This window comes from Bifidobacterium sp. POST2/T3 (B1) (assembly GCF_058197115.1).
Window position 1 is genome coordinate 1 of sequence record NZ_JBVPQK010000025.1, and the last position, 18507, is coordinate 18507.

The window sequence follows — 18507 nt, forward strand, 5'->3', positions numbered from 1 at the left end:
GCTTGCCCGGCCAATGACCCGCGCCGGACCGCTTGAACTGGGCTGTGCGGGCCCACCCGTCGGTTCTACTGAGGACCGCCGCATGCGATCCCGTTCTTCCGAGGGCTCCCCGCTGATAACGGATCAAGGCCCACTATGGATGGATAGTATCATCGCCTAAGGAAAGAGGGGAATCCGGTTCACCAGGCGGACAATCATCAGGCGGACCCATTTCGTCGCACCGCTGACTGGGCCCCCTCACCCCCACTCTCCCCCCTGTCCCGGCGTCCGGTTCGCCCTCCCGGCCAGTCATCGGGTTTCCCAGCGCGGCCGCTACAATCTCATGCATGGCGAAGGAGAGGGTCTGGACCATGTCAATCTGCCCCTCCTCCCCCTCGTCCATCAACCACTGAAGCTGGAGGCCGTCCATAAGAGCCAGTATGGACGAAGAGGCCATCAGTGCAAGATCCCGTTCCACTGCCTTTCCCTGATCGCGGCCCATCTGCACTATCCACTCGGCCACCTCCTGACGGAGATTGGCATACCGCCCTCTGAAAAATGGGTGGCCGGGATTCCCTTCGGTGATGGATTCCGAAGAGAGAGTGATGAAGGAGCGGGCGATCTCGGGATTGCGGGCATGGTCGACGATGGTCTGCAAGAGGTGATCGAAACCTGCACTACCTCCTGGCATCTTCCTGTCAGGCAGGTCGGCCACTTCGGCCTGATCGTTATACTTGAGGACCTCGATCAGGAGCTTGCGCTTTGAACCGAAATGGTGGAGAATGCCGGCCCGAGTCATTCCCACCTTGTCGGCAATCTCCTCAAGGGTACCCTTGGCAGCCCCCTTCCGGCCGAAGACATCAAGGGCAGCCCTCAATATCTCTTCCCGCTTGTGCAGAGTCTCAGGGCGGTGGCGGGTGTGGTCCCCGCCCTCACTCGGCCCATCTGTCTTCTTCACCTTCCGGATCATGCCAGCTTCTCCTTCCCCTTCATCGCCTGCCGGGGCCAGGTCGGTCTCCGCCATCAAGACCATCACCCCCTGTGGACCGTTCACTGCCTCTGCCTTTTGCCTGATCTGGACGGGCTCGGACCGGCAGGGCCCCGCAAGCTCGACGAAAAAGCCAGGCCTGGAGGAAGGCCAGGAGGGAGCCGGCAAAAAGGAGCCACAGTGGCCAGAGTCTAGGCAGGAAGATAGGAAGCAGGCAGGTGAGGGCCAGGAGGAGGAACATTCCTCCGCATTCCAGGACATGCCCAACCCCCACACCTAGCGAAGTCCTCAGGAGCTTTCCAAGGGAGGGGTTCTTGAGGCTCTGGTCCGACATAATGGAGGCTCCGGCTCCGCCAAGGTCGGAGGACAGACCCAGGGCCAGGAGGGGGAAGAGGGGCATGGCCGCCAGGAGCAGGAAGGCCACCAGGACCATAAAGGTAAGGAGGACCGGTTGAGACCCCCGCGTGAGATTTGCCAAAAGGAAGTAAGCCCCCACTAAGGCAGTCAGCACGGCCACGACCAGGAGCCAGACCTGGGTCGACCTGGCCAGGCGTGCCTTGAAAGCCTTCCAATAGCGGACACCCACCCGGACAGTTCCCTCCTCCTGCAGGGCGAAAACCACAGCGAAAAGGGCAGTCAGTCCGGCCCCAACCGTCACCAAGGGAAGGCAGGAGACGAGAAAAAGAAGGTTCAACTTGAGGAGCTGCCAGCCCTTATCCAGGCAACGGTAAAGGGGACCGTCCAGAGCGAAGATCCTGCTCATAGGCCCTCCACTGGGCCCGGTCCGCAGACAAGGGTCACAGCCATCACGGTCCAGAGGGTCGGTTCCGCCTCCTGACTCCGGCGGCCGAGGACGAAACGGACCCCAATTCTGATCTTCCTCCGTCGTCTGTTGTAAAGGACAGCCACCTGGCTTCCGTCGGTGTTCCCAAGGGGAAAATCGGACAGGTAGTCGGCCTGTTCCATACTGATCCTTCTGTCGCCTGGCCTGATCAATCGACTAAATCGGGCAAGACCGCAGTAGTCCAGATTACTGGTGATCCTTCCTCTTCGGTCCGCCGTGACCAGGTCTCGACAGGTACTGGTACCGATGACCTGCCCGCCCTTCTTGTCCAGCGTGAGATTCCACAGGACCAGGCAGCGGGCCTTATGGCGCATGAACTCGATACCTATGGACATCAGGCGGGCCAAGTTCTGGTGAAGTCTGGGTATCCACTCTCCCTCCGAACCCTCCGTGACATAGGCCCCGTAAACAGACCTCGGCGCGCTGACCTTCGCCTGACTTTCGGGTCTGATGTCATACCAGCAACAGGCGATTCCGTCTAGGACCCCACCCGCCATGTCGATGAAGTCCAATGGGTGTGTCCGGTACCAGTTGTGCTCATATCCTGGGATATTCGTTTGCAAACCGGCACGGTCCAAACCCCGGCAGAGATCCTTGCGGATACTGAAGGAGAAATTTGTAAGGAACCTGTCCTCCCGGCTACCGGTGGGGTCGTCGTAAGTGCAGGGGTGGTGGGAATAGTCATAGAACCAGATTGGGTTGTGCAGAAGAGACAGGCTGATTACCGGCGTCAGGTCGAAGAGGGTCCTCATGAGGCACCGTCTGGTTCGAGAAGGCAGACGGTAGCAAACCAGGTAGGCAGAGGAGTCGGTCGCCAGGATGACGCTCGGACAGCCTTCACCTATCTGTCGACCGCCCCGCCAATCAACGGCTCCCCTTCCAACCGGCCCAAGTTCTTCACTCACGTGGCCTGCCCTGCTGTTGAGGAAAATCCTAATCGTCATTCCCTCAGCTCCTGGTCTGCGAACCCTTGAGCCTGTTCAGGTTGGCAGCGATCTTTGCATCTCGTATCTTATTGATTTCGTCAATCCTGTTCTCCTTTTGGAACTGGCCGTACTGCTCCACCAGATTTTTGAAGTCCTTTTCGGACCCGCTCCTCATCAGGGAGACCAGGGTGGTCGACCACTTGGTCTCGATTGCCGAGAATGAACGGGCCTGGAGGGTGCCCTGGTCGGGGGCTATGTTCTCTATCTCGTACTGGGTGGTCAGCCAAGGCTGTCCGAAATTCTGGATCTGGCGGACCGCGTCGGTAAAGGAATCCGGGTTGAGCGCCTTGTAGCGATCGTGGCCAAAGAGAACGAATTCGGCCATACGGTATTCATTCTGCCACTTCTTGCTGTCGGTCAACCTAACCTTGTTGGCTTCGGGTGTCCACCTGACAATATTGCCCGGCCCCCTGGTGTAGGTCTTCCCCTCAAACCCATAGTTGACCAACATCTGCCCATAGTCGCTCAGAAGGTAGGTGAAGACCTGGATGGCCTTGGAGGGATTCCGGCAACCCTTGCTGATGAAGTTTATGGTCCAGCCGCTCAGACCAGCATCGGTTAGTGTGGGTTTGCGCCCCTGAGTGCTGCGCAGACCGTCGATAGCCACATACTGGCTGTCGGGATGGGCGGTGGCCCACGTCTGGAGCCAGAGGCCGTGGTTGACCACGCTGGCCATGAATATACTGGCATACTTGCCCGACTGTATCTTCTCATTGAAGGCATCACCGTCATCAGCGAAGGAATCATCGGATATCCCACCCGCAGCGTGCAAACGGCGGAAGGTGTCCAGCCAGGTCAGATAGTCCTTGTCCTCCCTTCGATCGTAAAAGCGATGGCCGGCCTTGGTGGTCGGGACTCCCAGAGTGTTCTGCAAGGTCACGTCCAGAGAGGAGTTGGTCCCGTTGAACTCATTGAAGCCAAAGGGGATCAGGTCGGGGAACTTCTCCTTGATAGCCCTCATCCCAGCCAGAAAACCCTCCGGGGTGGTGAAATCCTGCTTTCCGATGGCAGCCAACACATCCTTGCGGATAATGAAACCGCTTGAGGCATGCACGGTCCCGTCCCCGTAGTCTTTCTCCGTGTTGGAATAAGAGGGGTATCCGTAGGTTTTCCCATCGTCTTGACGATACCAGTCCATGGTCTGTTTGGCCGTCACCTTGTGGAAGTACGGGTCGTACTTGTCGGCCAGGTCATCAAGGGGGTATGCCCAGTTCTTGGCTGCCTTGACCACCCGGGAGTTGGCGTCCAGGACGGTGATCAGATCCGGCAGGTCACCGCCGGCGAAATAAGTATTGAGTTTGCTGTCATCTCCCGTGACGAACTCGATGTCCACATTCAGGTCCTTTTTGATCTGGCGGGTGATCATGTCCTTTCCGAAGGACTTGTTCCACCAATCGGCGTTGACATACCACAGGAGCTTGTTGTCCTTACGTCCGTCGATCTGCCAGGCCGGCTTGTCGGGTGAAGGACTGTAGGCCGGGGCTGGCAACTTGGCCACCGTGTGCGATGTGTAGCTGTTGTCGATCCCGCAGGCCGCAAGACCACCCAAGACCGCTGGGATCATCACCACCGCGCAGAGGGACTTCAACCTTCTGCACAAAATCGTTTTCTTACGCATGAATGCTCCTTAGCTCTTCTCGATCCGTGACGACCAGTCAGCCCTTGACCGCACCGGCCATGGAACCGCTGATGAAATACCGCTGAACGAAGGGGTAAAGCACCAGGATGGGCAGAACCGTGATGATGATGGTAGACAGCCTGACTCCGCGCGAGGTTGTATCCAGGACCAGATGACCCATGTTGGCGTTCTGTGTGGCCGCTTGGGATTGGACGATTATGTCGTACAGGCGCATCTGAAGCGGGTAGAGGGCCTCATTGTTGACATAAAGTTTGGTGGTCATGAAATCGTTCCATTGGGCCACCCCGTGGAAGAGGCCGATAGTGGCGACCCCAGGCATCGACAAGGGGAGGACCACCGACCGGAAAACCCTCCATTCACTCGCACCGTCGATCCTGGCCGACTCCATCAGGGAGTCAGGAATCTGGCGGAAGAAGTTCATCAGGATGATGATGTCGTAATAGCTGAAGAGGGCCGGGATTATATATACCCAGAAGGTGTTGAGCAGCCCCAAGGACTTGATCAGGAGGAAGGTGGGAATCATCCCACCGGAGAAGAACATGGTCACGATCCCCATGGCCGAGTAGAGCTTGCGCCCTGCTAGGTAGGCCTTGCTCATCGGGTAGGCGAAGAGAGCGCAAAAGAGGGTGTGACATACCACTCCCACCGCCGTCTTGGCTACAGAAATGAACAGGGCGTTCCACATGGTCTTGTCCTTCAGGACATAGGTGTAGTTGTCCAAGGAAAACTCCTTGGGCCAGAAGGCCACCCCAACCCCCAGGGCCTTGGAGGAGGAGAATGATGAGATGACGATGTTCCATACCGGTACAACGATCAGGAGGGTGAAGACCACCAGAAGGGCGCAGTTGACGATGGTAAAGGTGACCGAACTGTGGCGGATCCTCCGGCTCGGAGCGACAGAAGCCGCATCTTGTTTGACTTTGGACATGGTTCCTCCTCAGAGCACCGACTGGTTGTCGTTGAGTCTCTTGCTCAACAGGTTGGTGGCCACCAGGAGGATGACCGATATGACTGAAACCCCCAGGCCGACGGCTGTGGCATAGGAGAAGTCGCCCTGGGTCAGACCCATTCTGTAGACGTATGAGTTGATAACCTCCGCCTTGGGCTGGTTCTGAGAGTTCATCAGGACTAGGGTCTGGTCCAAGTTGGAATTGAAGAGAGCCGATACGGAGAGGATCAGATTGAGGGTGACCATCCCGCTGATTTCAGGCAAGGTAATGTGCCATATCCGCTGGATCTTGGATGCCCCGTCCATCTCCGCCGCCTCATAAAGGGAAGGGTCGATGTTGGACATGACTGCCAGGTAGAGGATGGTACCCCACCCGGCCTCTTTCCACACGTCTGACAAGGAGGCTATCCCCCAATATTTGCCCGCATCCAGAAGGTAGTTCGTATTGGCCTGGAAGCCAAAAATCTGAAGTATCTGGTTGAGCAGACCGTTGGATGAGAGCCAGCTGATCATCATGCCTCCCAGAATGATCCAGGAGAAGAAGTGGGGCAGGTAGGTCAGGGTCTGCACGATTTTCTTGAAGGGCCCCCAGGGAACCTCGTAAATCATGACGGCCAGGATGATGGGCAGAATGAAGCCCAGTATCAATTTAATTGAACTGATGCCCAGGGTGTTCCAGACGGAATCCCAGAAGTATTTGTCCGACAAAATAATCCGGAAGTTGTCCAGGCCCACCCAAGGGGAGTCACCGATGGTATCGACGACGGTGTAGTTCTTGAAGGCCAGCACCAGACCATATATTGGAATGAAGTTGAAGACCACCATGAAGAGGATGCCTGGAGCGATCATGACCTGCAACTGCCACTGACGCCTGAAGCGGGAAAACCAGTGGCTTATAAGCCCCCCCCCCGCGATGGGATTGTTGGATGTACGGATTCCACTTGCAACCTTGCTCCTTTCGCCTCGCCCGTCCCTCAACATTGAGCGGCGGTGTAGATAGCGAACCGCTCCTGCGCGGCGGGCCATCCCATACGAATCAGATTGGATTTCCACTTACAGAATTTATCTTACTCATGAGTAAGTAATTAGTCAAAGAGAATCGATTTATAATGCAGCCGCCTCGAGATGGCGTAACGATAGGGACGATCCGGCCCCGAAGGAAGTGCCGGGGAATCACCTCCGGTAAGCCCTTCGGGGCCGGATTGCTGTGATGGGACCAATTGTGCCCCTTGGCCTTAGGCGGACTGGACCCCGGCCACACTGAACCGGACCGCTTGGAGGTCGTCCTCATTGGAGGAGTGACCGATCAGGAGATCGAACTCCCCATCCTCGACGACCCGGTGGGCTGAAGAGTCGACGATGGAACAGGTGGAGACCGGAATGTCCAATTCGACCTGGGCGGTCTGACCGGGTTCCAAGCTGACCCTCTTATAGGCCTTGAGCTCTCGGTCTGCCCAGGTGACCGATGTAACAAGATCCCTCACATAAGCCTGGACCACCTCCACACCGGGTCGGTCGCCGGTATTTGTCAATGGGATACTGGCGTGGATAATTTGGTCGTGGGCAAAGGGGCCGGGACCTCCCTCGATCGTGGGGCGTCCATATTCAAAGGTCGTGTACGACAGGCCTTCGCCGAAGACGAAGGCGGGATCCTGGGTCAAGTCGGCGTATCGGTTGCCATGCTGACCACGGATCTGATTGTAGTAAACCGGTAGCTGGCCCACGTGCCGGGGCATGGAGATGGGCAGGCGACCCGAGGGTTCGGTCAGGCCCAGGATAATCTCAGCTATGGCCCTTCCACCCTCCATACCGGGGCTAGGTGCCCAGATTAGAGCGTTAGCAAGGTCGGCCTCGGCCGGAAGGACCAGGGGCTTGGAACTCATTAGAACCAGGCAAAAGGGCTTGTCCTCCTGGCTGCAGACATCGACAAGGGCTCGGATCAGGTCAGCCTGCCCACCCATAAGTTCGAGGGTAGCCGTCGACCGCCCCTCCCCCGTCAGTTGGACCAGGTCACCGACGACGGCGATGACCGCATCAGACCGCCTGGCCGTCTGGACGGCTTGATCCAGCTGGTCCTGATCTGTGGGAGCTGACTGGGCGATCTTGGGCCTGGGCTGGCCATCATGGAAGGTCGGGCCGGCAGGATCGTCCACCATGGTAATAATATCCGCCCCTCGGGCATAGTCCACTTTCCAACCGTCAGGAAGGAGGGAGGTCAGACCGTCACGAACCGTAACGATCATCTCCCTGGGTTGGCCTTGGCGCATCCAGGCCACCTGGCCCGAAGCCCCGGCCCAGTCTCCCAACTGGGACTGTGCATCATCGGCCAGAGGTCCTACCACGGCCAGCCTATGGACACCCTCCTCATGTCGCGGTACCATTTCGGCCTTCAGAGGGAGAGAACCGTCGTTGCGCAGAAGAACAACCGATTCACGTGTCAGTTCCAAGTTGGTGCGTTTGTGCTCCTGGGAACCTATGATCGTCCGGATTCTCTCCCGGTCGGGCAGACGGGGATTCTCGAATAGTCCCAGCCGGAACTTGACGGCCAGAATCCTGCCCACGGCCTGATCCAGCTGGTCCTCCTCCAGAATGCCGGAACGGACGGCCTCCAAGGCCCCTTCGTAAAACTGGGGGGTGGTCATCATCAGATCGTTGCCGGCCTTGACAGCATCAGCTGCCGCATGAGTGTAGTCGGGCTCTATATGTTGCTCCCACACGGTGCGGCCCACGTTGTCCCAGTCCGTCACCAGCATCCCCCGGTAGCCCCACTGCCCCCTCAGGACCTCATCCAGGAGCCAGTGGTTCAGAGTGACCGGAGTACCGTCAATGGCTTCATAACCCAGCATAAATGATCCGCAGCCCTCCCTGGCGACCCGCTCGAACGGGGGCAGGAACCACGACATGAGCTTGCGGTGGGAAAGGTCGGCCTCACTGGCATCCCTGCCCCCCTGGGTCTCCGAATAACCCGCGAAATGCTTGGCGCAGGCCATGATAGCGTCCTCGGGGAGGGGCTCTCCGGCCTTGGCTCCCCCCTGGTAACCCTTGACCATGGCCGAGGCCAAGTCCCCGATCAGGAGGGGGTCCTCCCCAAAGGTCTCATCCACCCGGCCCCAACGAGTGTCCCTGCTGATGCAGAGGACCGGCGAGAAGGTCCAATGGACCCCGGTCGCCGACACCTCCTCGGCCGTGACCCTGGCCGCCTGACGGACCCGTTCGGGGTCCCATGAAGTCGCCATGCCCAGCTGGCTGGGGAAGATGGTGGCCCCAGGCCAGAAGGAGTACCCATGTATGCAGTCGTCGCCTACTATCAGGGGAATCCCCAGCCGGGTCTCCTGGACGGCCATAGTCAGTGCCCCGGGCAGATCATCGGGGCTGGTGTGGAGGATGGATCCGACATGTCTGCGCAGTATGAGATCCGGCAACCACTCCTTCCTTCCCTCCAGCTGCATCATCTGGCCCACTTTCTCCTCCAGTGTCATCCTGGACAGGAGATCCTGGGTCCTTTCCCCCTCGGGCAGGGTCGAATCCTGGTACGGCATACCCCTGATCGGACGTTGATCTTCGGTTTTCATCTCTGCCATTCTTGTTCCTTCTCGAGCCTCATCTTGATCCATATCTCTGTCTCTGCATTGATCGATCGGTCTGGCATCGAACCATCCGGCCGCCGATCTCCCCGTGTCCATTGACTGGATAACAGCGACCCGAATATGGGTTTCGGACTCACTGGGCCCCGGTCTGGCGCGCGTATTCATCTAAGAGGAAGGAGGTCATCCTCGTACCTCCTTCGCCAACCAGGACGGAAAATGAATTAATCGGCATGCCAGCCAGGAAGGAAGCGGGAGAATCATCCGCGTCATCCAACTTAGGCAGACGGCCGGCCTCCCCCTCGGCTTTCATCTTCTGGACGATGGGCCCGCCGACCGGATCATCCTCCCATTCGCGCAGGGTGGACCATTCGTTCAGGGGAAGCCGCTTGCCGTCACCGGGCAGGTCCAGGTCCACCTGTGCGCTTATGTCGCGGCTGGAGGAGCCCACCTGGATTCCATAGGTCCCTTTCTCCACATGCCAGTCGCCGTATGCCTCCGACCAGTATGCAAAGGCCCGGGAAACCAAGTCGATGACGACTTCAGCGCTCTGCCCTGCCTTGAGGAAAACCCTCCTAAACCCCTTGAGTTCGTGGACCGGGCGTGAGACCCGATGCGAGCGCGGAGCCACATAGACCTGAACCACTTGGGCGCCGTCCATGTCTGATAGGTTGCTCACCCGTGCCGTCACACGCACTCCTCCCCTTCCGTCAGGAAGGGCGCGGATATCGTCAATCTTGAATTCGGAGTAACTCAGACCAAAGCCGAAGGGGTAGGCCACCTCCTTGTGGAAGGTGTCATAGTAGCGATAGCCCACATAGATGCCCTCACCGTAGTCCACATGGCCTTCCTCACCAGGCCAGTTGACCATCGAGGGGTCGTCATAGAGGTCCATGGGGATGGTCTGGGCCAGCTTGCCCGACGGAGAGACATCCCCGTATATTACGTCAGCCAGGGCCTGCCCGCCGTTCTGACCCAGGAGCCAGGCCTCGATAATCCCTCTGGCCTGGTCCCTCCAGGGGGTCAGAGAGACCACGGATCCGTTGGAGAGTATGACTGCAACGTTTGGGTTGACACTGGAGATGGCCTCCAGGAGTTCGATTTGTTTGGCGGGGATGTCCAGGGTTTTCCTGTCGAATCCCTCAGACTCGGCCTCCTCGGGGAGCCCCATGAAGAGAAGAACCTTATCGGCCTTGGAGGCGGCCTGGAGTGCCTGGTTCGTCAGGCTCTGGTCCTGTTCAGCCTCATCAAGGGTGAACCCGGGGGCGAAGTCAACGACCTGTCCCCTGTCTGCCGCGGCATCCAGGAAGCTGGTGATCCTGGTCGGGGTGATGTGGGAGGATCCGCCACCCTGATAGCGGGGGGTGCGGGCGAACTCGCCGATCACAGCCACGGATTCTCCCTGCTTGACCGGAAGAATACCCCCCTCATTCTTGAGAAGGACCATGGATTCCAGGGCTGCCTGACGCGCTACCTGATTGTGGGCCTCCACGTCGTATTTATAGCCCTGGGTCTGCATGGCCGGACGGGTCTTGTTGACCAGGTCAATCATCCCCTGAGCCATCCGGTTCAGTTGGTTTTCGGACAAGCGGCCATCCTGTACCGCTTTGACGACCTGGTCATCGGTGAAGCTGGGTGGCATCTCCAGGTTCAGGCCAGCATTGAGGGATGCCACCCGATCATGGTCGGCCCCCCAGTCGCTCATTACGATCCCCTTGAACCCCCACTCGTCCCGCAGAACCTTGGTGAGGAGCCAGCTGTCCTGGGCGGCATGGACCCCGTTGACACGATTGTAGGCGCACATGACCGTCCAAGGCTGGGCGGCCTTGACGATGTGTTCAAAGGCCGGTAGATATATCTCACGTAGGGCACGCTGACCCACCCTGGCCGACACGTGCATTCGGTTGGTCTCCTGGTTGTTGACGGCGAAGTGCTTCAGCGAGGTTCCCACCCCCTTGGACTGGACGCCGGTGACGATTCCCACTGCCTCGTGGCCAGCCAAATAGGGGTCTTCCGACCAGAATTCGAAGCAACGGCCACCAAGGGGATTGCGTTTGATGTTCACGCCGGGGCCCAGGATAACCGCCACCTTTTCTTGGATACACTCCTCGGCCATGGCCTGACCCACCCGGTCAACAAGGTCCGTGTCCCAAGAGCTGGCCATTCCCGCAGCTGGTGGGAAGCAGGTGGCGGGGACCGATTGGTTCACATCTACATTGCCTGTAGAACTGTCGGCCTTGCGCAAGCCATGGGGACCGTCGGTGATCATGTACCCGGGAATCCCCTTGCCTTCCACCGACTGCAGATGCCAGGCATCCTGCCCCGATGTCAGACTGGCCTTCTCCTCAAGGGTCAAATCTTTGACTGTGGGATATTCTGTGTTACTCATACTCTCCGCTCCATGCTTCCTTGCCTGTTACGTTCCTTTTCGCATACACACTCGGTGTATCTCTCAGCCAGTCGTGCAGGTCCGTACTCTGCCCAAGGCCCTTCCGGAGCCCGTTCCGGAAAGCCAAACCAGGGTCAAGAGGACCAATCTGACGAATCTCACGGCACTGACCAATTGGTAGGTAGATTAGCATTTTCATAGGGTCGACACACCACCAACGCATGGCTTCACAGGTAACCAGATGGTTGGTAACCTTCCTATAACTGAGTTCCTGACCGGGTGGTTTGGACTGAACTAGTTAGTGGGGGCGGAAAGAGACTGCGATGGCGGACAGGGACAGCGGCAAAAGAGCAGATGATAGGTTGCCCCGCCGACGCGGGCGCGCCAGCAGGCAGGCCATCATCGAGGCTGCAGTCGCATCCTTCGGCATGAGGGGATATTACGGGACCACCCTGCAGGGTATAGCCGACCGGGTCCACATGACCAAGGCCGGAGTCCTCCATCATGTAGGCAGCAAGGACGGCCTCCTGCACCTAGTAATGAACGAGATATACGACTCCGAGACGGACCGGGTGCTGGACCGCCTCATCAGGAGCAAGGACCAACCCCTCCTGGCCGAAATGTGGCGGCAGGTGGTCGCCATCAACGCCGGTCGCCCAGCTCTGGTCCACATGTTCTCGACCCTGAGCGCCGAGGCCCTTGATCCACACCACCCAGCTCATGCCTATTTCGAGGACCGCGAGCGCGGCAGCATCGACACTGCCATGAATATTCGCTGGGCCCTGCCGGAGGGCACAAGTCTGCGTCCATTACTCCAAGCTGGATACAGCATGATGGACGGAATCCAGCTGCGCTGGTTGCGCACCCCCGGTCAGGACCTTAATCAGCTCTGGGCCGCCTGTGAGGAGGTCATCTTCCCCCTGCCCACCTGGAGCGGCTATCGCTGAGGGAAAGAATCCCATTCCATATCGCCACAGTCGTACTGGGGCATGAACCCGGCAGAACCAGACCGCCCACCCTAGACCTGGAAGACATCAGGGTGTACCGGGTCGCCAGGCAAGTTTGCCAGGCTGTCTTCCACACCAAGCAGGTTTCCCCACTCATCCAGCGATTTTCCGTAAGGCCTGGCCTGGGATCCCCTGGCCTGGAGGTCGGCCTTGGCTGCGAAAACGTCAGCTTCCTCCAGCTGAGAACAGAAAGCCGTCAACCGCTCAAACTGGGCTTGGTCGTAGAAGGTGTCCCCGACCACTCCGGTCAGACGAATCGCTCGGGCTATGGGTAAAGAGTCCCAATGCCTAAGTTCCACGATCTTCTTCAGACGGACGTCATTGAAGTGGGTGGATAAGATGTGACCCACCTCGTAGTCGTTTAGGCGGCGGTCCGGGTAAACATCCGCAGCGTTGTCCTTGAAGGCCACGCGGCAAAGACCTTCGTGTCCCAACCCGGCCGCTTCGGGCGTATGTGTCAAATCCACGTACATGAGCGGGGTCGACAAGACATCCACCGCGTAATCCTCCCAGCCAAAGTCAGGATCGAAGAGGCCTGGGGATAGGTTGGTTCTCTGAAAGTCAGTGAAATCCCAGATTCGCTGACGCAGGAGGGGATAGGGGTTGGGTCCGCCTTCGAACCAAGGTGAATTCTTGAAGAACCATGAGATCACTGGTCCCAGTGCGGTTCCCACCCTGAGCTTGGCCACGGCATCGGCCTCATCCCGATAGTCGATGCTTACCTGCGTGGATGCCGAGCACCTCATCATGCAGAGGCCATACTGACCCACTCGACCTAGGTAGTCGGTCATGGCCGCATAGCGGTCCTTGGGAACCACGCTGATATCGGCATAGCCGGACCGTGGCTGATAGCCGTAGTTAACCAGGCGGAATCCCATTCTGGAGGCAATCGGGTCAAGTTCCTGACGGAAGGACTGGTAGAGATCAACCAACTCACCCAGGGTTCCACAGGGCCCTATGGATGATTCGACCTGACTCCCCGGTTCCAGGGAGACCTTCATCAGCGGTCTGCCCAGACCCAGAAGGTGGCCATTCTCCCAATACTCCTCTTCGTGCCTGTAGTAGGGGCGCAAATCCTTCAGAAGGTTCTCCACGCCGTCCCGGCCATAATAACAGGCAGCCTTGTCGTCCCCTCTGCGCACAGGCAGATGCTCTATTTCGACACCATAGCGGAATTCGCTATCAGGTTTGCACCCGGATTCGAAGTAGTCGACCAGGCTGGCCACATGTTTTGGGTTCACCTTCGCACCCAGGTGAGCGTACGAAACTCTATGCCTCATCATCACCACTCTAGTCTACGCAGAAGGGTCGCGAATCCCGGATTGGACAGGCCTCAGATTCTGTCATCCGTCTAGCTTATAATTCCCGCTTTCTTACATGGTGGTCAGGGAGTCCTTGCCAGCCAGACGGGGACGGCATGGGTAGGTGTACCCACGATGACCTGGATGCCGAAGCGCCTTTCGGCATCCAGTACTCGGCCCACATGGCTGAAATCGAATGCACCAAGCTAAGACTCCAAGGTTCCCGAAGTGGATTCGGGAATACGCATGGTTGTGATACCGACGGACTTCATCATGGACATGTCCTTGTCCACCCGCTCATAAACCATATATTCGTCGTAGTAGGAGCATCCGAAGATGAGCCTGTCCGGAAGGCGCCTGTTACCTTGGAAAGCTGGGTGGTCCGTGGTCCGAACCACGTGGTCTGACATGATGAACTCCAATCTTAATCCACGAGATTCAATTCATAGGACGAAGGTGTTGAAAGATCGTGGCTCCAGGGTCACTTGGAAACCTTGGCTCCTTTCGCTATCCCCTCCGGGTCCAGAGAAGGAGAAGGGCATGGCGCGGTCCAGGGCGTTCTGGGCCACGACAACGACCGATCCATCCGGATTTTCGAAGGCGGTGGCCATGGAACTGAAATGGCCGCGAGTATCCAGCAGGCGAGCGCCCGGGCGCACATAGTGCGAGTAGTGGCGCATGACGTAGTACTCGGGATTGCGCCTGACCTGGCCGGTGGCGGTGTCGATGGAAAAGAGCGAATTCTGCCGCCAGCCCCAAGTGGATATGCCCTGGCCCAGGACCATGTTCCAGTAGGTGTAGCAGGTGGCTCCGGCCCGAAGGTACCGGTTGACCAGCGAGAAGACGTATTCGGCGTACTCCCAGGTGTTGCCGCCCATGCCGCATTCGGACTCGGTCTGCTCCAGCTCGATCTCAGGCCAGGACTGGCGGGTGCGCTCGATGACATGCTGGCCGGCCCACTGGTAACCGATGCCGGCGATGTACCTACGGCAGTCCTCATCGAAAAGGATGTTGTCCACATACCGGTTGTAGTTCTCCAGGATCATGCCTTCGGGACCGAATTTCATATCCTCGGGACCATTGAGAGTTCCTAAGAAGATGGCCGTGTCCGGCGCCTCCTTGGCGAAGAGGGGACCCAGATAGTCGCGGATGAAGATGCGCATGTCATCGCTGGACCAGAGGCAGGAGGGGAACTTCTGATCCGCAAAAACCTCATTCTGCACATGAAGCTGGTCGATGTGAATGCCGCGGCGGTCATACTCGCGCACATATTCCAGAAGATAGCGGGCATATGCAGTGAGATTGCGCTCGCTCATGTCGATTCGCCCGAAATTGTAGACCTTGGGCCGTTTCATCCAGGTGGGCGGACTCCAAGGGCTGGCAAACAGTCCCATGTTCGGCTGATACTTCTGGGCCTGTCGGATGTATGGAATCAGGGTCTGCTCGTCGTGGTCGACGCTGAAATGCTCCAGGTCATAGTCGCCGTCAGTCTCGTCGTAGCTGTACCAACTCGCGGCGAAGTCGTTGGCGCCCACCGGGGTCCTATTGAAGGTCAGATTCAGCTCGTCCGGGCTGAAGAGCTCACGGATGACCCCCTCACGTTTCTCCTCCCCCAACTCCTGCAAGGGCAGCCACCCCAGCTCATTGAAGCAGCCGCCAAACCCTCGCAGAGCCTGCAACTTACCGCCGGTGCATTCCAGATCGGGCGATGACTCCAGAGTCGAAAGTGCCAGAGGATGTTCCTGCATGGCTTGCTGGCGAGTGGTTGCTATCCAGATCAGTTCTGCCTTCTTATTCATGAATCTTCTGCTCCTTTGCATAGCGTTTCTATATACCCATTCGCCCAGCCGGAATACCCGGAGAGGACAGGTCACTTGATGTTTCAGTCACCAGGATAAAGACACATCCCGGCAGAGCGAAAACAATAGCCGTGAGGAAGGCTACCGTATACCCTCAGTGGTGCGCGAGCCGAGAATCGGCTACGTCCGAGAATGGGACCGGTTCAAGGAGCTGATCAAACCCAGGCATCGCCGAGGCTAAAACCGTGCCCGCCGGAATTAAACCAGCACACGGATGCCAGACACCAGACTGCAGAGGAATCCAGGGAGCCAGCTCTCAATCAACCCGCCTAATCCATTATGAAGGGCCGGGCATCATAAGGCGGCTGAAACCGGCGATCCCTCCAGAAGAATTCATAATCGTGGTCATTGATGGGGCGGACGACCTTGCAGGGATGGCCGTAGGCGACCACGTCGGAAGGGATGTCCTTGGTGACCAGGGATCCTGCCCCGATGACCGTGTTGTCTCCGATGGTCACTCCCGGCATGATGATGGCGCCTGCTCCGATCCACACATTCCTGCCAATGCTGACCGGAACCGTGAACTGGGGCGTTCCATAGGCACGTATATCGGGGCGAATGGTGTGCCCGGTGGTGACGATGGTGACGTTTGGTCCGAACATGGCGTGGTCGCCTATGTCAATGCGTCCATCGTCAACCAGAACCAGGTTGAAGTTGGCATAGCATTTGCTTCCCCAGTAGGTGTTGCAGGCCCAGTTGGCCCGCACCGGTCCCTCAATCCAACTGCCTTGGCCAAACGAACCGAACATCTGCCTGCAGAGGTCCTGCTTCTTTTCCACCTGGCTGGGACGACAGGCGTTGAACTCAAAGACCAGATCCTGCTGGGCGTCCTGGACCTGCTTCATTTCGGGTGTATCGGCAATGTATATCTGGTCGGTATCCAGCAGAGCCTTGATCTCTTCGCGGCTGGTCATGGGAACCCCCCCCTATTTCCTTGATCTTCGTGGTTCAGCAATTCCAAGGCCGACGCGTTGGCTCCAAACACCGGCCTCGGCCTAGCGGCTACAGGCTCTCCAGAACCTTCTCCTCGTCCTGGACGGGTGCTGCCTGCCCCGCATCCAGACCGGTCGCCTCCGTTGCTTGGAAGCCGTCGTCGGCTTTATGGTCCTGGCTGAGCTTTTGCTGGTCGCCCGGCTTCTTGGCAGCGGCGATCATCAGCTTGATCCTGTTGAGCTGGTTGGCCTCCGAGGCGCCGGGATCGTAGTCAATCGAGACAATGTTGGCCTCCGGGTAGGTCCTGCGTATTTTGCCGAACATGCCACGTCCAGTCACATGGTTGGGCAGGCACGCGAAGGGTTGTGCGCAGACGATGTTGGGAGCACCGGACTGAATAAGCTCGATGATCTCTCCAGTCAGGAGCCAGCCCTCTCCGGCTTGAACACCCAAGGAGGTGACCGAGGCGGCCTTCTCCCTCAGATCGCTGATGTGGGCGGGGATGTCGAACTTCCCATGGGAAGCCTTGAAGCCGGCAATCATCGGGGCACGGTAGACATCCGCAGCCTTGAGGACGATCTTCTTGACACCCACCTGGCCGCCTGTCCCCAGCATCTCTTCATTCCATTCGGCGTTGGAGATGCCGTTGACCATGAAGTCGCAGACACCGGGGAGCACGGCCTCGCAGCCCTGGCTCTCAATCAGGTCAACCACGTGGTTGTTGGCATCGGGATGGTACTTGACCAGAATCTCCCCGACTACGCCCACCCGGGGCTTGCGGGGAATATTGCGCAGCGGCAGCTGGTCGAAGGCCCGGATCATCCGCTTCATCAGCGTGCCATAGGGCAGATAGCCGTGGCCGTACACCTTCTTGGCAGTCTTGGAGTACCCGTGGTGCTCGATGGTCTCCTTGCAGATCGTGTCCCAGAGCTTGTAGAGCTTGTTGGCTGATCCGGGCTCCTGCTCGTAGGGGCGAACCCTGAGCAGGCACTCGATCATGGCATCGCCCAGGTAGAAAGCCTTGACGGCGCGGTGCAGCAGGGCTGGGGTTACCTGAAGACCAGGGTTGGCCCGGAATCCCTGGACGCTCAGCGTAATGATCGGGACGTAGCCATAGCCCGCATCAGCCATGGCCTTGCGCAGAAGGCCATAGTAGTTGGTGGCCCTGCACATGCCACCGGTCTGGGTGACGATGACTGCACACTTGTGCGGGTCGAATCTGCCGGACAGGAAGGCGTTGACCAGCTGCCCCACCACGATGATGGCAGGGAAGCAGGCATCGTTGTTGACGTACTTAACCCCGGTGTTGATGTCTTCTGCCGTGGCATGCTTCAGGAGCTCGAAGTGGTAGTCGGCACTGGAGAAGACCGCCTCCAGGAGGGAGAAGTGCACCGGAGACATCTGCGGCGCTACCACTGTGAATTTATGCCCCATTTCCTTGGTGAAGCGATGCTCAGTGGCGTACTTGGACAGGGTCGGCTTGGCAGCGGCTCCGCTAGCCTGAACATTTTTGCCCTGGTCGGCTGGATGCTCTTCCGACCTGCTTTCAGCCTCCTGCACCTTTTGCCGCGATGCCATGGTCTCCCGGATGGGCCTGATGCCCATGGGGTGGAGGCCTATCAGACCCTGATCGCTCTTGTCGTGCAAAGCCACGAACCGGGCCAGAGCCACAATGTCGGCCTTGCGCTGGGATAGGTTGATCTTCTGCGCGTTGGTGGACCGGAACCCGTCGGATTTCAGCTGGTCGGACGCATCCACACCTGCTGCTTCGATATGTCCGGCAGGCTCTTGAGAATCTTGCGGACCTTGCGAATCGGATGAATCCTCCACCTGAACCATGTCAGGCAATGGGTCAGCATCCTTGACCGCGACCTTCGCGGGCGCCTGCTCCATAGCGGCGGTTTCCTTCTGGCTTTCGCTGTCCTCCTGGGCCAGATCACGCTGATGGCGTTCGTCCATGGCGGCCTTCAGCGAGCGCAGACGGATCTTGGCAGCACCCAGGTTGGAGACCTCGTCGATCTTCAGCTGCGTGTAGACATCGCCCTTGTC

General features: G+C 58.5%; 13 protein-coding genes and 2 pseudogenes. 1 reads left to right on the forward strand and 14 read right to left on the reverse strand.

The features are described from left to right. Positions 1 to 133: 133 nt before the first annotated feature. From AC0AP0_RS02460 to AC0AP0_RS02495, 8 genes are all read right to left on the reverse strand, one after another. Positions 134 to 949 (reverse strand): TetR/AcrR family transcriptional regulator, encoded by an 816-nt coding sequence (locus AC0AP0_RS02460; RefSeq protein WP_490429264.1) that lies wholly within the window; start codon positions 947 to 949, stop codon positions 134 to 136. Between the two features lie 19 nt (positions 950 to 968). Continuing rightward, the gene (locus AC0AP0_RS02465) at positions 969 to 1730 is read right to left on the reverse strand and encodes a DUF624 domain-containing protein (RefSeq protein WP_144176752.1); all 762 of its coding nucleotides are present in this window, start codon (positions 1728 to 1730) and stop codon (positions 969 to 971) included. Next, positions 1727 to 2716, reverse strand: a complete 990-nt coding sequence (locus AC0AP0_RS02470; RefSeq protein WP_490429265.1) for a glycoside hydrolase — start codon at positions 2714 to 2716, stop codon at positions 1727 to 1729. The genes AC0AP0_RS02465 and AC0AP0_RS02470 overlap by 4 nt, the downstream gene beginning before the upstream one ends. Before the next feature lie 43 nt (positions 2717 to 2759). Beyond that, a complete protein-coding gene (locus AC0AP0_RS02475; RefSeq protein WP_490429266.1) occupies positions 2760 to 4415 on the reverse strand; it encodes a type 2 periplasmic-binding domain-containing protein in 1656 nt (551 codons plus the stop codon). 37 nt (positions 4416 to 4452) lie between these two features. Continuing rightward, entirely contained in the window at positions 4453 to 5364 is a 912-nt protein-coding gene (locus AC0AP0_RS02480) for a carbohydrate ABC transporter permease (RefSeq protein WP_121913256.1), read from the reverse strand. Between the two features lie 9 nt (positions 5365 to 5373). Then, positions 5374 to 6234 carry an ABC transporter permease gene (locus tag AC0AP0_RS02485; protein WP_110425597.1) on the reverse strand — a complete coding sequence of 287 codons (861 nt, stop codon included), beginning with the start codon at positions 6232 to 6234 and terminating at the stop codon, positions 5374 to 5376. A gap of 386 nt (positions 6235 to 6620) precedes the next feature. Then, a complete protein-coding gene (locus AC0AP0_RS02490) occupies positions 6621 to 8957 on the reverse strand; it encodes a glycoside hydrolase family 3 N-terminal domain-containing protein (RefSeq protein WP_490429270.1) in 2337 nt (778 codons plus the stop codon). A gap of 148 nt (positions 8958 to 9105) precedes the next feature. Then, positions 9106 to 11358, reverse strand: a complete 2253-nt coding sequence (locus AC0AP0_RS02495) for an exo-alpha-(1->6)-L-arabinopyranosidase (RefSeq protein ID WP_490429267.1) — start codon at positions 11356 to 11358, stop codon at positions 9106 to 9108. A gap of 323 nt (positions 11359 to 11681) precedes the next feature. Here AC0AP0_RS02495 and AC0AP0_RS02500 point away from each other — a divergent pair, with 323 nt between their 5' ends. After that, positions 11682 to 12305 (forward strand): TetR/AcrR family transcriptional regulator, encoded by a 624-nt coding sequence (locus AC0AP0_RS02500; RefSeq protein ID WP_110425003.1) that lies wholly within the window; start codon positions 11682 to 11684, stop codon positions 12303 to 12305. Between the two features lie 71 nt (positions 12306 to 12376). Here the strand turns inward: AC0AP0_RS02500 and AC0AP0_RS02505 are convergent, their stop codons facing one another. The 6 genes and pseudogenes from AC0AP0_RS02505 to AC0AP0_RS02530 all read right to left on the reverse strand — a co-directional run. Further along, a complete protein-coding gene (locus tag AC0AP0_RS02505; RefSeq protein WP_490429268.1) occupies positions 12377 to 13648 on the reverse strand; it encodes a glutamate-cysteine ligase family protein in 1272 nt (423 codons plus the stop codon). 101 nt (positions 13649 to 13749) lie between these two features. Beyond that, positions 13750 to 13857 (reverse strand): annotated as a pseudogene (locus AC0AP0_RS02510) (beta-galactosidase); the annotation flags it as partial. 15 nt (positions 13858 to 13872) lie between these two features. Further along, positions 13873 to 14076 (reverse strand): hypothetical protein, encoded by a 204-nt coding sequence (locus tag AC0AP0_RS02515; RefSeq protein WP_198214737.1) that lies wholly within the window; start codon positions 14074 to 14076, stop codon positions 13873 to 13875. A gap of 33 nt (positions 14077 to 14109) precedes the next feature. Continuing rightward, positions 14110 to 15465, reverse strand: coding sequence for a glycoside hydrolase family 30 protein (locus AC0AP0_RS02520; protein WP_490429269.1), 1356 nt, complete (start codon positions 15463 to 15465; stop codon positions 14110 to 14112). A 329-nt stretch (positions 15466 to 15794) separates the two neighbouring features. After that, complete coding sequence (locus tag AC0AP0_RS02525; RefSeq protein WP_046322618.1) at positions 15795 to 16439, reverse strand: sugar O-acetyltransferase; 645 nt, start codon at positions 16437 to 16439, stop codon at positions 15795 to 15797. A gap of 88 nt (positions 16440 to 16527) precedes the next feature. Next, positions 16528 to 18507: pseudogene (locus AC0AP0_RS02530) on the reverse strand (acyl-CoA dehydratase activase-related protein); the annotation flags it as partial.

What these genes read in the sequence shown, in the direction of transcription:
- AC0AP0_RS02480 (WP_121913256.1), bottom strand. Translation starts at nt 5,364, where the DNA reads ATGTCCAAAGTCAAACAAGATGCGGCTTCTGTCGCTCCGAGCCGGAGG.
- AC0AP0_RS02495 (WP_490429267.1), bottom strand. Translation starts at nt 11,358, where the DNA reads ATGAGTAACACAGAATATCCCACAGTCAAAGATTTGACCCTTGAGGAG.
- AC0AP0_RS02460 (WP_490429264.1), bottom strand. Translation starts at nt 949, where the DNA reads ATGATCCGGAAGGTGAAGAAGACAGATGGGCCGAGTGAGGGCGGGGAC.
- AC0AP0_RS02515 (WP_198214737.1), bottom strand. Translation starts at nt 14,076, where the DNA reads ATGTCAGACCACGTGGTTCGGACCACGGACCACCCAGCTTTCCAAGGT.
- AC0AP0_RS02465 (WP_144176752.1), bottom strand. Translation starts at nt 1,730, where the DNA reads ATGAGCAGGATCTTCGCTCTGGACGGTCCCCTTTACCGTTGCCTGGAT.
- AC0AP0_RS02490 (WP_490429270.1), bottom strand. Translation starts at nt 8,957, where the DNA reads ATGAAAACCGAAGATCAACGTCCGATCAGGGGTATGCCGTACCAGGAT.
- AC0AP0_RS02505 (WP_490429268.1), bottom strand. Translation starts at nt 13,648, where the DNA reads ATGATGAGGCATAGAGTTTCGTACGCTCACCTGGGTGCGAAGGTGAAC.
- AC0AP0_RS02485 (WP_110425597.1), bottom strand. Translation starts at nt 6,234, where the DNA reads ATGATCGCTCCAGGCATCCTCTTCATGGTGGTCTTCAACTTCATTCCA.
- AC0AP0_RS02475 (WP_490429266.1), bottom strand. Translation starts at nt 4,415, where the DNA reads ATGCGTAAGAAAACGATTTTGTGCAGAAGGTTGAAGTCCCTCTGCGCG.
- AC0AP0_RS02520 (WP_490429269.1), bottom strand. Translation starts at nt 15,465, where the DNA reads ATGAATAAGAAGGCAGAACTGATCTGGATAGCAACCACTCGCCAGCAA.
- AC0AP0_RS02525 (WP_046322618.1), bottom strand. Translation starts at nt 16,439, where the DNA reads ATGACCAGCCGCGAAGAGATCAAGGCTCTGCTGGATACCGACCAGATA.
- AC0AP0_RS02500 (WP_110425003.1), top strand. Translation starts at nt 11,682, where the DNA reads ATGGCGGACAGGGACAGCGGCAAAAGAGCAGATGATAGGTTGCCCCGC.